The following is a 13,619-nucleotide window of genomic DNA, read 5'->3' as shown; positions in this document are numbered from 1 at the left end:
GCACGTATTCGGTTTAGAGAAGATCGGCTGCCAGTTGGGCCAGCTTGGAACGTTCGCCTTTTTCCAGATGGATATGTCCGGCTAGCTTCTGTGATTTGAACTGTTCCACCACATAGGTCAGTCCGTTGCTCGCCGCGTCCAGATACGGATGATCGATCTGCTCGGGATCGCCGACGAGGACCATTTTGCTGCCTTCTCCGGCGCGCGAGATAATCGTCTTGACTTCATGCCGGGAAAGATTCTGCGCTTCGTCGATAATGATGAACTGCGAAGGAATCGAACGCCCGCGGATATAAGTCAGCGCTTCGACCTGTATGCTGCCGAGCCCCATAAGGATTTTGTCGATGTCTCCCGCGCTTTTGGTATCGAACAAAAACTCCAGATTATCGTAGATCGGCTGCATCCACGGACGAAGTTTTTCTTCTTTTTCGCCCGGCAGGTAGCCGATATCTTTGCCCATCGGAACAACCGGGCGCGCGACGAGCAGCTTTTTGTATTTGCGTTCGTCTTCTACTTTCATCAGAGCGGCCGCAAGGGCCAGCAGGGTCTTGCCCGTGCCCGCTTTGCCCGTAATCGTGACCAGCGGAATATCATCCGACAGCAGCAGTTCGAGCGCCATACGCTGCTGCGCATTGCGAGCCGTAATTCCCCAGACGGGATCATGCCCCTGAAAAAGCGGCTCCAGCCGTTTCGCTTCAGCATTCACTTTGACCAGCGCCGATTTGCCGCCCGCTTCGTCTTTCAGAATCGCAAATTCGTTCGGATAGAGTTTTTGGGCTTCGCTTCCGGCTTCGGAAAGGAACAAATATTTATCCCGGTAAAAACGGTCCACTTTTTCATCCGGTACCTGCAGCGTCATGTAACCCGGATACAGCGAGTCGGGATCGGCCGCCCGGTCCGTCATGTAATCCTGCGCGAGCACACCGAGTACGTCGGCTTTGACGCGAACGAGTACGTCTTTGCTGACCATAACGACGAGCCGCGCCTCTCCTTCGGGCAAACCCTGCTGTTCATTATGATAATTAAGCGCAACGGCCAGGATGCGGTTGTCGTTCGTCATTTCGCCGAACTTGTCCTGCATGCTCTGGAAGCTGCGGTGATTGAGTTCAACCCGGAGGATTCCGCCCGACTCGAGCGCAACTCCGTCATGCAGATGCCCGCGTTCGCGCAGGGCGTCCAGCTCCCGTGATACGCTTCGGGCATTGCGTCCGATTTCGTCGGCCAGCCTTTTTTTCGAATCGATTTCTTCCAGCACCGTAGCCGGAATCACCACTTCATGTTCCTGAAACGAAAAAATGGATCGGGGATCGTGCAGCAGAACGTTGGTATCGAGAACAAAGAGCTTTTTCACGAGAAATCCCTCCCGAGGCTTAATGGAACGCAAGCTTCCCCGAATCGCAATGCGATTCAAACGAGCCGACTCAAACCGCCGACCACCCCCTTTCAAGCAAGAAAAAAGAGCAAAAAAGCCCGCGGCGAACCGCTAGGCTTTTTTCATGGCGCTCATGACCTGACCGTCGAGCAGTTCGGCGGCATAACGGTCGAGCGAACGGGTATATTCGGGTGGTGAAGAGAGATGCGCTCCATAAAACAGGGCATTGCGCACCGCTTCGACTTCCACGTCGAAACAGCACATTTTGAACGGAACATCGCACAGCGGGTCTTGGGCGACCTTTGCGGCTCCGTTGACGGCATATACCTTTTCGCCTCCGAAAATCGTAAGCGTAACCTTCGGATTGTTCAAAATATTGCGGACCAGACGCGAACGGTGGTCGACCGCAAAGCGGACGGTCCCCGGATTTGAGGCATACAGCCAAGAAATGGCCGTCGAGGTCGGACCGTTCGTTTCGGCATCTACAGTGGCCAACAGGGCAAACGTCTCGCCCTGAAGCTGATTGAACAAGGTTTCGGTCAACTGCGTAACGGCTTCGGACATCATGTGGCCTCCTAATACGGCATCTGATCGGAATCATTCAATAAACGTCTTGCTTCCCCGATTATATCACATCGGGAAAACCCCATTCAATCAAGGAGAGGTTGCAGCCGCGGCAGGCTGGTGATTGCCGGCCAGTTCGTCTTTCAGCGCCTGTTTGGCAGCTTCTATATCTCCTGTGTCCATTTCAACAAAGCTGGTTTTGCTGCTCCATGGACCGGTAATCTGCTTGTAAACGATATTTTCTTTTGGAATGTCCCAATAGGTTCGCACCAGATTGAGAACTTGCTTATTCTCCAAATCCGTATCTGTATTATCGGCCACAGCTTCGATCAACGGGCCTGCTTTGGTTACTGCATTAAACGATTTGAGTTTCTCCAATATGGACGCAATCAACAGCTGCTGTCTCGCGTTTCGCTGAATGTCATTCGATTCGGCGGTCTTGTTGCCCTCGCATGGATCGTTGGGCTGGCTAAAAGTCGTATGACGATACCGGACAAACCCCAGCGCCTGTTCACCGTCTAAAACTTGGATGCCTTTTTCAAGATCAATATTGGTATTGTCCGCTTGAGTCTTATAGCACATATTTTGGTCAACGTTCACTTCGACTCCGCCTACCGCATCCACTACGTCTTTGACTGTATTGAAGTTAACAATCGTCGCGTAATCAACCGAAACCCCGAAATATTTGCTTAGCATTGTTTTTATTTCATCTTTCGCTTTTTCTCCGCCGCTTTTTTCTTCGGACAAAAATTTTGGATAGTAAGCATTCACTTTACGTACTTTGTACCCGTCCAGAACGAAACGGCCGTCCCGTGGCAACGAAACTACAGTCGCTGTATCGGTCTTAGGATTCAGGGCTACTACCATAACAACATCAGTCAGGTTGGTATTGGTTTCTTCCCGAAAATCCGTACCCAGCAGCGCCATGGCAATCGGCTGCGAATCGGCCGGTTTTGCAGGTTCGCCTCCGGTACCGATCGCTTTCGACTTCTGATAGATCCAGCCGAAATACAAACCGGCTGCGACGACCAGCAGAATCAGAAGCACCACGAATATCGTCCAGAAGCGCTTGGCTCCGCTTTTTTTCTTTTTGCCCGCGGGCCGGCGGCCGCCGTTTCCACCACTGCCGCCTGAACCTCCAGCGCCGCGGCGGACGGTGGGCGCTTCCGCCGGCTTTGTACTCCGGCCATTGGAGCGCGGCGGAAGACCTCCGCCTTGTGTACTGCTCATCTCTGTCCAGCTCCTTCTCTTGTGCAATCCGTACGAATCGCGCATGATCGCTTTTATGCAGACTCATGTCCTTTTCCGTACAAACGAAAACAGGGTCCGCACGCCACCAGGGCGGCGGACCCTGTTCGCCGCCTCGCCCTGACGTCTTTTAATAAGACGCGGGCGAAGCGGGAAAAGTTACCGATTGTTTGTTTTTTACTGCCGTATGACTTACAGGCTCGCTTGAGCCGCTTTGCGTTGTTTCTCGAAACGTTCGCGCTCGCCTTTGTTCAGGATTTTCTTGCGCATCCGAACGTTTTTAGGCGTGATTTCGCAATACTCGTCGTCATTCAGATATTCCAGCGCTTGCTCCAGCGAGAACAGGCGAGGCGTCTTCATTTTGACCGTATCGTCTTTGGTAGCGGAACGTACGTTGGTCAGCTGCTTTTCGCGGCAGATGTTAACGACGATGTCGTTATCGCGAGTGTTCTCGCCGACGATCATGCCTTCGTACACTTCGGCACCCGGTTCAACGAACAGCGTACCGCGGTCCTCGACGCCGAGAATGCCGTACAGCGTAGCGTTGCCGTTCTCGGTCGATACGAGTACGCCCTGGTGACGTCCGCCGACCTGACCCACAACGAGCGGTCCGTAGCTGTCGAACGCATGGTTCATGACGCCGTATCCGCGAGTCAGGCTCAGGAAGTTCGTACGGTATCCGATCAGGCCGCGAGCCGGAATCAGGAACTCCAGGCGAACCTGTCCCGTGCCGTTGTTGATCATATTGACCATTTCGGCTTTACGCGCGCCGAGGCTCTCCATAACCGCGCCCGTGCTTTCTTCCGGTACGTCGATCAGCAGGCGTTCGATCGGCTCCATTTTCTTGCCGTCGACTTCTCTGACGATAACTTCCGGTTTCGAAACCTGCAGCTCGTAACCTTCGCGGCGCATGTTCTCGATCAGGATACCCAGGTGAAGCTCGCCGCGTCCCGATACAACGAAAGCATCCGGGCTGTCGGTTTCGTCAACGCGCAGGCTGACGTCGGTCTCCAGTTCGAAGAACAGACGGTCGCGCAGCTTGCGGGAAGTGACCCATTTGCCTTCGCGGCCCGCGAACGGACTGTTGTTGACGAGGAAAGTCATTTGCAGGGTAGGCTCGTCGATCTTGAGGACCGGCAGGGCTTCCGGATTTTGCGGATCGGCAATCGTCTCGCCGATGTTGATGTCCTTGATCCCCGCGATGGCGATGATATCGCCGGCGCCGGCCTGGTCCGTCTCGATACGCTTAAGACCCTGGAAGCCGAACAGCTTCTCGATGCGGGCCTGCTTCATGCCTCCGTCGCGCGTCATAACGGCAACGGATTGACCTTGACGGATGATACCGCGGTTTACGCGACCGATCGCGATACGGCCGAGGTATTCGTTGTAGTCCATCAGGGTAACGAGGAATTGCAGCGGCTCATCGACACTTTCCGTCGGCGACGGAATGTTCTCGATGATCGTTTCGTACATTGCCTGCATGTTGTCATCCTGCTTGTCGGCGTTTTTGCTCGATGTGCCGTTCAGTGCGGAAGCGTACACGACCGGGAAGTCGAGCTGTTGATCGTTTGCGCCCAGTTCGATGAACAGGTCGAGAACTTCGTCGATGACTTCCGACGGACGGGCGGCCGGACGGTCGATTTTGTTGACGACAACGATTGGCGTCAGATTGTGCGCCAGAGCTTTACCCAGTACGAAACGGGTCTGCGGCATGCAACCTTCGTAAGCGTCAACGACGAGCAGAACGCCGTCGACCATTTTCATGATCCGTTCCACTTCTCCGCCGAAATCGGCGTGTCCAGGTGTATCCACGATGTTGATCAGATAATCTTTATAAGGAATCGCCGTATTTTTCGCCAGAATCGTAATGCCGCGTTCTCTTTCGAGATCGTTGGAGTCCATGGCGCGCTCTTGGACATGCTCGTGGTCACGGAAAATACCGGATTGCTGGAGCAGTTTGTCGACGAGCGTGGTTTTACCATGGTCGACGTGAGCGATAATCGCGATATTGCGAATTTCTTGTCTTGAATGCATGAATGGAATGTTCCCTTCTCTATTAAAAATGTTTAAAAAACTTGTCCTTGGGATTCTCACAAAAGAAGCGTCTGGCAACACTGCCGACGCTCCTCGATCCCTTTGATTATACATGATTTTCATGAAATTTCAAGCCTTTTTACATTTTACGCCAACCGCTTCGTTTGCCCGCCCCGGATTCAGGCCAAAAAACCAGCCAGGCTCCTGCCAGAATCAAAATAACCGAGAAGGCGTAGAGAAAAAAAGCGCCGAGCAAACTGAAAATAAACAGCAGGATCGACAGACCGATCAAACCCAGCGACGCGTAATAAATGCCTTTCGGACGTACCGAATCGAGCAGCGCGTACTCGTACAGACCGACGCCCGGACCCAGCAGGAACGCGGGCCACAGCACTTCAATCAAACCGAACCCCCAGGTATTGCATAGAGAAAACACAATGCCGTACACGGTCAATGTTCCGCCCGGAACAAGTACCCAGGCCGGAAGGGTGCGGGCTGCGAAAGCCAGATGGAGGGCTACCCCCGGCAGCAGGATGAGCAGCGGCCAGAACACCCGTCCCAGAAAAGAAAATACGCCCCACTGTCCCAGGAGAATAATCAGTCCGGCAGCTAAAACAAAAATTCCGACAGCCCTTTTATTATTGTTTGGCATCCCGATTCTCCTCTTGCGGAATTTTCGCCTATCCTGGCATACGCGGAAACTGCGTATCCCATCCTTGTTATTATCGGAAATCTACGGCTGTTTATTCAGCGGTTCGGCAAATCTTGGAGAGCGCGGCCGCGTTCTTCAGAACCAATCGGGATTGGCCGGCGATTCTTCGCCTTCTTGATTGCTTCGGCTGCGCGAACCGCCCGCAAACAGTTCGATCGTTTCCGTACCGTCGGCCGCTTCTTCGATCAAACGCTCAAGATTCGGCGTAACGGCTTCGACCTTGTTGACGATCCGCAGATTGGGATTGGTCGTCGGCGACTTCGGCACAAACAGCGTGCAGCAGTCTTCGTAAGGCAGGATGGAAATATCGTAGGTTCCGATCCGGCGCGACAGACGGATGATCTCGTCTTTGTCCGTCATGACGAGCGGCCGCAGAATGGGCAGCTCGGTCGCGCGTTCGATCACGTTCATGCTGGGCAGCGTCTGGCTGGCGACCTGGCCGAGACTTTCTCCCGTTATGAGCGCGAGTGCCTTTTCCCGCTCCGCGACTTTGGTCGCGATCCGGAGCATGGCCCGCCGCATCAGCGTAATCATCAGATTATCCTGTCCCATCTGGGTAAACGAAGTCTGAACTTCGGTAAAAGGCACGATGTGCAGACGGATTTTGCCCGCATACTCGGCCAGAGCCTGAGCGAGGTCGACGACTTTTTCTTTCGCTTTTTCGCTGGTGAACGGATAACTGTGGAAATGGATACACTCCACTTCCAGTCCGCGGCGAAGCGCCGACCAGCCGGCCACCGGGCTGTCGATTCCTCCCGACAGCAGAAGCAGCGCTTTCCCGTTTGTTCCAAGAGGGAAGCCTCCCGCTCCCGGAATCACTTCGCCGTATACATAAGCGAATTGGTCCCGGATTTCGATCCGCAGTTCCAGCTCCGGTTCCCGCACATCGACTTTGAGCAGCGGAAACCGCTTGAGCAGCGGAGAAGCAATCAGCGGATTGGATTCCTGTGACGAATGCGGGAAGTCTTTCCAGACGCGGCGGACATTCGTCTTGAATGTCGTTTCGCGTTTGAGCTCCATCGCTTCGAGCAGTTCTCCGGCCGCGCGGATAATCTCGTCCAGTTCGGGCTTCACGGCACGCACCGGACTCATCGACGTCATGCCGAAGACGTTCTGCAGTACCGGAATAAGCGTTTCGGCCTGTCCGCTGCCCGGATCGACATAAATACGTCCGAATTCGCGGCGCACTTTGGCTTCCGGATAAGGACGCAGCAGCGCCCGGACATGCTCGACGGCCGCTTTTTCAAACTTCGCGCGGTTGCGCCCTTTTAAGGTCAATTCGCCAAAACGCAGCAGCAGGTAATCGTATTTCTTCATTCGTTATCTTTTTCTCCCCTCAAACGGCGCCAGCCGGCTCACGGCCTGTTCCAGCGCCTCCGACAGCAGCCGGATTTCTTCTTGCGTATGCCCGTCTCCCAGACTGAAGCGGATCCCCGAAGTCGCATGGGCGCGATCGCGCCCCATCGCTTCGAGAACCCGGCTCGGTTTCTCGGTTTTTGCCGAGCAGGCGGATTGAGCCGACACAAGAACGCCGAGCTCTTCAAGCGTATGCAGAATCACCTGCGATTTCAACCCCGGAAATGTAAAATGTACAATATGCGGTGCGGGATGTGCGGGTTCGGTCAGCGTCAGCGCTTTATGCTTACGCACTTCCCGCACCGCATATTCACGCAGCAGATTCATCCGCTCGGCGCGCTCGGGCTGTCCTTCCGCCGCAAGCCGGAAAGCTTTGGCCGCTCCGACAATCGAAGGTACGTTTTCCGTACCGGCACGCAGCCCGCTTTCCTGCGTACCGCCCGATATCAGCGGGAATAGACGGACTCCGCTGCGGACCACCAGCAGACCGACTCCGCGCGGACCGCCAATCTTGTGTGCCGACAGACTGTACAGATCGATCCCGGCGGCATTCAGCCCAAGAGCAAGGCGGCCGAAGCCCTGAACGCCGTCGACATGAAATCGTACGCGTGCGTCGCGGCGCTTCAACTGCCGGCCGATCTCTTCGACGGGCTGGACAGCTCCAGTCTCGTTATTCACGTGGATGACGCTCACCAATGCGGTATCTTTGCGCACCGCACCCAATATCCGCTCGGGACGGACCGTGCCATCCGCTTCCGGCGCCACATAGGTAACTTCAAAGCCGAAACTTTCGAGCTGGCGGCAGCTTTCATATACCGAAGCATGCTCGATTTGTGTCGTTACGATATGCCGTCTGCCGTCGACGCGGCCCAGCAGCATTCCTTTCACGGCCAGATTGTTGCTCTCCGTCGCCCCAGAAGTGAAGACGATTTCCGCACTTTGGACGCCGAGCGCAGCCGCACAGACTTCGCGCGAACGCTCCAGCAGTCTGGAAGCAGCCTGTCCTCCTCGGTGAATCGAAGAAGGATTGCCGCTGTGCGCCTCCGTCACTTCGCTTATGGTACGGATGACGTCCGGATGAACCGGCGTCGAAGCCGCGTGATCGAAATTAAGCATGAATCTTGACCTTCTTTCCATTCCTTATATTCCGTGCAGCCGCACTCCCAACAGACGGCAAAAAGATCAAAAAGGAAAAGCCGGGCTTCTCCTTTTTGATCTTCGACTGCGCCGAATCGGCTCAAATGTATTTGGCTTGAGCCTTTTCTACCCGGCCGATATAATTTTGCGTCTCGCGTGGGAGCCGGTCGAAATTGGCATCCAAATCGGCTTCGGTTCGGATGCCCAAACGCTGGAGTGTGCCCGGACCCGCGTTGTAAGCGGCAAGCGCCAAACGCTGGGAACCGTCGAAACGAAGCAGCATGGAAGCGATGTAGCTGGCGCCTCCGTTGATGTTCTGCTCCGGATCGAACGAATTTTTGACACCGAGTCCCGCGGCCGTCCCGTCCATCAGCTGCATGAGGCCTTTGGCACCGGCGCCCGACTGGGCGTTCGGATTGAACGACGATTCCGCATCGATGATGCCGTTGATCAAAGACTGCGGAATTCCGTATTTGGAGCTCGCCGCCTGCACGATATCCGCGTATTGGGCGGCATTCGCATTCGGCGTTCCGGATTTGACGGTCGGTTCGGACACGGACGGCATCTCGATCTTGGCGGATGACCTGTCCAGCGACGAAGCGCTTTGAGAAGCGCCTTCAAGCGAAGTGGCCCCCTGCTTCATCGAACCCACCCGATCGGCCGGAAGCGCGATCGCATCGAGCGTTTTCATCAATTCCTGGGCCGAGATCGACCCCGTCCCCGATTGATCCATCTTCTGCTGCAGCAGTGTGGCAAAGACCGACGAATCGATTTTGCCCTGCTCCATATTTTTTATTGCGGACTTGTCCAGATTCATACTGTCCATCCATTGAAGTTCGATGAGCTGCTTGGCCGTCCTCGGATCAATAATCATCGGCTGCACTCTCCTTCCATCGGTTTCAAGTTTAGCTTAACCCCAACGGCCGGAGCCGTGCAACGGGACTTCCGAAGCGGTTATCCGGGATTTCGGAAAAACTTACGAACGCGGCGCGCTCATCCGACGCTGGCTGAGATAATCGCTCTCGTAGTAATCCAGGTCGTCGCGAAGTTCTTCGTACGTTTTGGTGACGTCGAGAATCACTTCGCGCGCGGTAGGCGCAATGTGCCGGCGGAAACGGATCGCTTCCTGCCCCGTGTACGCATAACGGCCGTCTTCGGCGTAACATTCGTTTTTCGGATAAAAGAAACTGTTGATGACGTTATGATAGACCTTGTACAGCGTATCCTCCGCGGAATTGACATCAAAATTGGCCCGGCGGAGTAGCACCCCGATTTTTTCGGAGGAGGTTTCCGAGAACACAAGCAGATGACGGAGATCGGCTAAAAATCCTTTGTAATAAGCGATTTCTTCCTCATCCTGCGATTCGGCAAGCTGAGGCAGCGAGTATTCGTTCAAAAAAGCTTCGATTCTCACGATGGCGGTTTTCAACTTTTCCCTGGTCGATTCACACAATTTCTGTACGTTGGACGCTGGCATAACGGCGGTTCCCCCTTGGTATTTGATCGCGCGGACGCGCGAAACGGGCTTCCTTGCAAACCCTGTTCCTTCTTCCGTCCATCGTAGCATAAATTTTAAGCAAAAGCATCCGGCGAGCCCGTATTACCGCTGCCGATAAACAATGTTTATCGGCTTTATCCATGACTTGGCCCACGCCGTGATTTCCAAACGGACCCGAGCTGCCTTTCCCGTCCGATTCCTATGCAAAACGGCGCCCGCTTTCTTCTTTCGAAGAAGACGGACGCCGCCAAATCGGATTGTTCGTGCAAAAAATCCTTTTGCTTCGGACCGTCGTCGGACGAGGTCCAAATTTTGTGGGTTGCGCAGTTCGGAAAGCTTACCGTAAGCCGGGTTCTGTGCTCGTTTGCGGTGCAGACGGGAACTACCCTCCCGCTGTGAGCGACAATCATCTGTCTAGGCCGCACATTGCTGTACGGCTCGAGCGACCAACCTAAACGCACCCCGGGCAAGGGCCGTCCCCGGCAAGCCGGGAACCGCGTTTCATTAGGTCTTGCTTCGAATGGGGTTTACCAGGGACGAAGTCACCAGCGCCCCTCGGAGTCTCTTACACTCCGGTTCCACCCTTACCTGTGCACACCCGAAGGCGGCCATCGGCGGTCCATTTCTGTGGCACTAATCCTTCAGCTCGCGCTGACTGGACGTTATCCAGCATCCTGCCCTACGAAGCCCGGACTTTCCTCCCGTACCGCCTTACGCGGCACCGGCGATTGTCTGTTAAACTTCCCTTAAGCAACGGCACTTATTATACCGCGAATATTCATGGGTGACAAGCTTTTTTTCTTTACATGAATCGGAAAGGTTCCGTGTTCGGTTCCGAAGCGTGGACGGTCGTTTCGCTTCCGCTCTCGGTGAGCATGCCGCCCAGCAGCTGCGCCACTTCGCGTTTCATGATCTTCTCCGAATTGTGTCCCGGATCGATAATCGACAGTCCGGCCATCAGTGCATCATGCGCCGTATGGTAATCGATATCTCCGGTAATAAGCACATCGGCCCCCTGGCGGATCGCATGATGGATATAACGGCTTCCCGATCCGCCGAGCACCGCCGCTTTTTTGATCAAGCGCCCGGGATCGCCGACGACACGAGCGGCCGGCACATCGAATCCCCGTTTGACGGTTTCCGTCAGCTCGGCCAGCGTTTTGGGCTGTGCCAGACGCCCGATACGGCCCAATCCGAAAGATTTCCCTTTTTGCTCCAACGCGTACAAGTCGTAAGCGACTTCTTCGTACGGGTGAGCTTTCAGCATGGCCTGAATGATCTTGGAGCGCCGGCTTTCGCCCAGCACCGTCTCGATTCGTATTTCTTCGGCGCGTTCCAGTTTGCCCGGACTTCCCAGATACGGGTTCGTCTGTTGTCCCGGAAGAAAAGTACCTGTGCCTTCGGTATTGAAACTGCAGTGCGAATACTCGCCGATTGTCCCTGCTCCGGCAGCCAGAATCGCATCCAGCACACCTTGATGATGGCTTTTCGGCACATAAACGACCAGCTTGTAGAGCTTCTCGCTTTGGAGTTCTTCGAGAGGCTTGGGTTCGGCGATCCCCACGAGGGAAGCCATCCAGTCGTTCATGCCGCCTTCCGCCACATCCAGATTCGTATGGCTGATATAAACGGCGATATCGTGCTTGATCAGCTTTTCGTACAGCGCTCCCATCGGCGTATCCGTGCGCAGATGGGCCAGCGGCCGGAAAATGATCGCATGATGCGCGACAATCAGATTGGCGCCGATCGCGATCGCTTCGTCCACCACTTCATCCGTCACGTCAAGCGCGACCAGCACCTTCGTAATCTCTTTATTCAATGTGCCGAGCTGCAAACCGATTTTGTCGTTTTCCACGGCCAGCGCTTTCGGCGCAAACTTCTCCATCAGTTGGATAACGGTTTGTCCTTTGGCAAACATGCCAGCACCTCCTTGAGCGATTCGATGCGTCGTTCCAGGGCTTCCTTTTTGCCGCGTGCATCGCTGCTGTCTGAACGGCCCATCGATTCCGCAACCCATTCCAGTTTGTCGATTTCGCCGATCCATTTGCCGCGGAATACCGGCGAAGCTTCGCGAACGAGGAAAGGTCCGAAGTCAATCAGCTGTTCCCGATCCAGTCTAACCGGCGGTTCTCCCACGGTCGTGTCCGCATAGAGGCGGGCATTTTCCGTTTCCGCCGACGGACTGCGGTCTCCGGTCAACACCTCGTAAATTTTCCCGTCTTCTTCAAGAATCGTTTCTCCGGTCAGCAGCCAGCCTTCTTCCAGCAGCCAGCGGCGGACCAGATCTTCGCCGACATTCGGCTGGAGAATCAACCGCTGCACACCGGCAAGCTTGGCCCGGCCTTCCGTCAAAATACGGACGATCAGCGCGCCTCCCATGCCGGCGATCGTCACGACGTCCGCTTCCCCCGCTTCGATTGCGGCCAGGCCGTCGCCAAGCCGCACTTCGATTTTGCCTTGAAGTCCCGCTTCCGAAACCTGTTTCGATGCCGCTTCATAAGGCCCACGGTTCACTTCGCCCGCAATCGCCGAAACGACCCGGCCTTCCAGCACGGCACAGGTCGGCAGCAGGGCATGATCCGAGCCGATATCCGCCAGGCGGCTGCCCGGCGGAATAGATTGGCAAATCGTATTCAAACGTTCCGATAATTTCATACAGACACCCACGCAATCCATTTTTTTCGCCAGACAAACAAGAAAATAAACGCCAGCGCCAGTTTGCCGAGAATGTACAAAATAATACTCTCGGTCGTATTCTGGCGCAGCAGCAGGTCGTCGATCTCCGGCATAAACCAGAGGGTCACGCCGACCGCAAAATAGATCGAGGCAAAGCGTTTGGCTTTATGATGGGCAAGCCAGCTCAACCAGAGCAGCAGCGCGCTGAGCGGCAGCCAGAGCAGCTGGAGCATCGGCCAGGAAGCGGCCGGATTCATCTTGCCGAAAAATTCGGCGTACAGCAGAATCAAAGCCGCCCAGCCGCTGTAATGCAGCAGTCCGCTCGGCACGATCATGCCGACCGCCAGCCAGACCACGGCGCACACCGCGATCAATCCGAGCATGCCGATCTCTTCCGGCCACCCGTTGAGACGGACCATCCAGGATCCCAGTCCAAGCAGCACTACACTGCCGACCGCATACAGCATCTGCCCGCCCATTCCGCTCATCCAGGCTTTTCCCCTGGCGTATGTACCGAGCCCGTAACAAAATGAGACAAGCGCCGCGATTGCGGCTGCCTGAAACGGCCAATCCAGAATCGGAAAATAAAAGGCGATCATGAAAATCAGCGCTACGCTGACAAACGAAAGCGCCCACAGCTTAAAATTGCCCTGCTGCAGCGCGGTGACCGACAGTGTACCTTTTTTCTTCTGGGTCGCCTCGTCGTCATATAAGTTTAACAAAAAATCGCAATAATGTTCGGGCAAAAGTTTGCTTTTTCGCCAATTTTCAATCTCGGTAATAATAATCTTCTTTTTTTCCCGTTCCAAAAGCGCTCCTCCTCCGGAGGATCCTCTTCAACACCGCCGTTTGAAGACAATCCGTAACTGAAGCCGTTCTCCTCTTTTATATCGGCTGGTCGCTTTGCTCCGATTAAGCAGACGGACATTTTTATTCGCCTTCGTAAGCGGCAAACACCTTCTTCATCTTACCCGGAAAAGTTCCGCCCGCCTATGCGGCGCTTTACACGGACTTCCGGGACT

12 protein-coding genes and 1 other RNA gene are annotated in these 13,619 nt (G+C 55.1%); all 13 read right to left on the bottom strand.

Annotation, left to right across the window (positions count from 1 at the left end; genetic code table 11):
• Positions 1–13: 13 nt before the first annotated feature.
• Positions 14–1,351, bottom strand: a complete 1,338-nt coding sequence (locus HOP44_RS01005) for a PhoH family protein (RefSeq protein ID WP_172249768.1) — start codon at positions 1,349–1,351, stop codon at positions 14–16.
• Between the two features lie 132 nt (positions 1,352–1,483).
• The gene (locus HOP44_RS01000) at positions 1,484–1,936 is read right to left on the bottom strand and encodes a pyridoxamine 5'-phosphate oxidase family protein (protein ID WP_172251485.1); all 453 of its coding nucleotides are present in this window, start codon (positions 1,934–1,936) and stop codon (positions 1,484–1,486) included.
• A 90-nt stretch (positions 1,937–2,026) separates the two neighbouring features.
• Positions 2,027–3,166, bottom strand: a complete 1,140-nt coding sequence (locus tag HOP44_RS00995; RefSeq protein WP_172249766.1) for an LCP family protein — start codon at positions 3,164–3,166, stop codon at positions 2,027–2,029.
• Between the two features lie 210 nt (positions 3,167–3,376).
• Positions 3,377–5,218 (bottom strand): translational GTPase TypA, encoded by a 1,842-nt coding sequence (gene typA, locus HOP44_RS00990; RefSeq protein WP_172249764.1) that lies wholly within the window; start codon positions 5,216–5,218, stop codon positions 3,377–3,379.
• Between the two features lie 139 nt (positions 5,219–5,357).
• Positions 5,358–5,870: a hypothetical protein gene (locus HOP44_RS00985; protein WP_172249762.1), complete on the bottom strand. Its 513-nt coding sequence runs from the start codon at positions 5,868–5,870 to the stop codon at positions 5,358–5,360.
• A 135-nt stretch (positions 5,871–6,005) separates the two neighbouring features.
• Positions 6,006–7,247: a tRNA uracil 4-sulfurtransferase ThiI gene (gene thiI / locus HOP44_RS00980; protein WP_172249760.1), complete on the bottom strand. Its 1,242-nt coding sequence runs from the start codon at positions 7,245–7,247 to the stop codon at positions 6,006–6,008.
• A 3-nt stretch (positions 7,248–7,250) separates the two neighbouring features.
• Entirely contained in the window at positions 7,251–8,402 is a 1,152-nt protein-coding gene (locus HOP44_RS00975; protein ID WP_172249758.1) for a cysteine desulfurase family protein, read from the bottom strand.
• 121 nt (positions 8,403–8,523) lie between these two features.
• On the bottom strand, positions 8,524–9,297 hold the full coding sequence (locus HOP44_RS00970) for a lytic transglycosylase domain-containing protein (protein ID WP_172249756.1): 774 nt from the start codon (positions 9,295–9,297) through the stop codon (positions 8,524–8,526).
• Positions 9,298–9,399: 102 nt separating this feature from the next.
• Complete coding sequence (locus tag HOP44_RS00965; protein ID WP_172194122.1) at positions 9,400–9,900, bottom strand: DUF3907 family protein; 501 nt, start codon at positions 9,898–9,900, stop codon at positions 9,400–9,402.
• Positions 9,901–10,249: 349 nt separating this feature from the next.
• An RNA gene (gene rnpB / locus HOP44_RS00960) (RNase P RNA component class A) lies at positions 10,250–10,665 on the bottom strand.
• Between the two features lie 58 nt (positions 10,666–10,723).
• Entirely contained in the window at positions 10,724–11,839 is a 1,116-nt protein-coding gene (locus HOP44_RS00955; RefSeq protein WP_172249754.1) for a Nif3-like dinuclear metal center hexameric protein, read from the bottom strand.
• Positions 11,806–12,576, bottom strand: a complete 771-nt coding sequence (locus HOP44_RS00950; protein ID WP_172249752.1) for a tRNA (adenine(22)-N(1))-methyltransferase — start codon at positions 12,574–12,576, stop codon at positions 11,806–11,808. The genes HOP44_RS00955 and HOP44_RS00950 overlap by 34 nt, the downstream gene beginning before the upstream one ends.
• Positions 12,573–13,406 (bottom strand): hypothetical protein, encoded by an 834-nt coding sequence (locus tag HOP44_RS00945; protein WP_172194119.1) that lies wholly within the window; start codon positions 13,404–13,406, stop codon positions 12,573–12,575. Before HOP44_RS00945 ends, HOP44_RS00950 begins: the two co-directional genes overlap by 4 nt.
• Positions 13,407–13,619: the final 213 nt, after the last annotated feature.

Source organism: Saccharibacillus deserti (assembly GCF_013618475.1).
Lineage (GTDB): Bacteria > Bacillota > Bacilli > Paenibacillales > Paenibacillaceae > Saccharibacillus > Saccharibacillus deserti.
The sequence above is the reverse complement of the archived record's forward strand: the minus strand, read 5'-3'. Positions and strand labels throughout refer to the sequence as shown.

Coding starts and splice junctions, on each gene's coding strand:
- typA (WP_172249764.1), bottom strand. CDS start 5,218: ATGCATTCAAGACAAGAAATTCGCAATATCGCGATTATCGCTCACGTC.
- thiI (WP_172249760.1), bottom strand. CDS start 7,247: ATGAAGAAATACGATTACCTGCTGCTGCGTTTTGGCGAATTGACCTTA.
- HOP44_RS00995 (WP_172249766.1), bottom strand. CDS start 3,166: ATGAGCAGTACACAAGGCGGAGGTCTTCCGCCGCGCTCCAATGGCCGG.
- HOP44_RS01000 (WP_172251485.1), bottom strand. CDS start 1,936: ATGTCCGAAGCCGTTACGCAGTTGACCGAAACCTTGTTCAATCAGCTT.
- HOP44_RS00985 (WP_172249762.1), bottom strand. CDS start 5,870: ATGCCAAACAATAATAAAAGGGCTGTCGGAATTTTTGTTTTAGCTGCC.
- HOP44_RS00950 (WP_172249752.1), bottom strand. CDS start 12,576: ATGAAATTATCGGAACGTTTGAATACGATTTGCCAATCTATTCCGCCG.
- HOP44_RS00955 (WP_172249754.1), bottom strand. CDS start 11,839: ATGTTTGCCAAAGGACAAACCGTTATCCAACTGATGGAGAAGTTTGCG.
- HOP44_RS00965 (WP_172194122.1), bottom strand. CDS start 9,900: ATGCCAGCGTCCAACGTACAGAAATTGTGTGAATCGACCAGGGAAAAG.
- HOP44_RS00975 (WP_172249758.1), bottom strand. CDS start 8,402: ATGCTTAATTTCGATCACGCGGCTTCGACGCCGGTTCATCCGGACGTC.
- HOP44_RS00970 (WP_172249756.1), bottom strand. CDS start 9,297: ATGATTATTGATCCGAGGACGGCCAAGCAGCTCATCGAACTTCAATGG.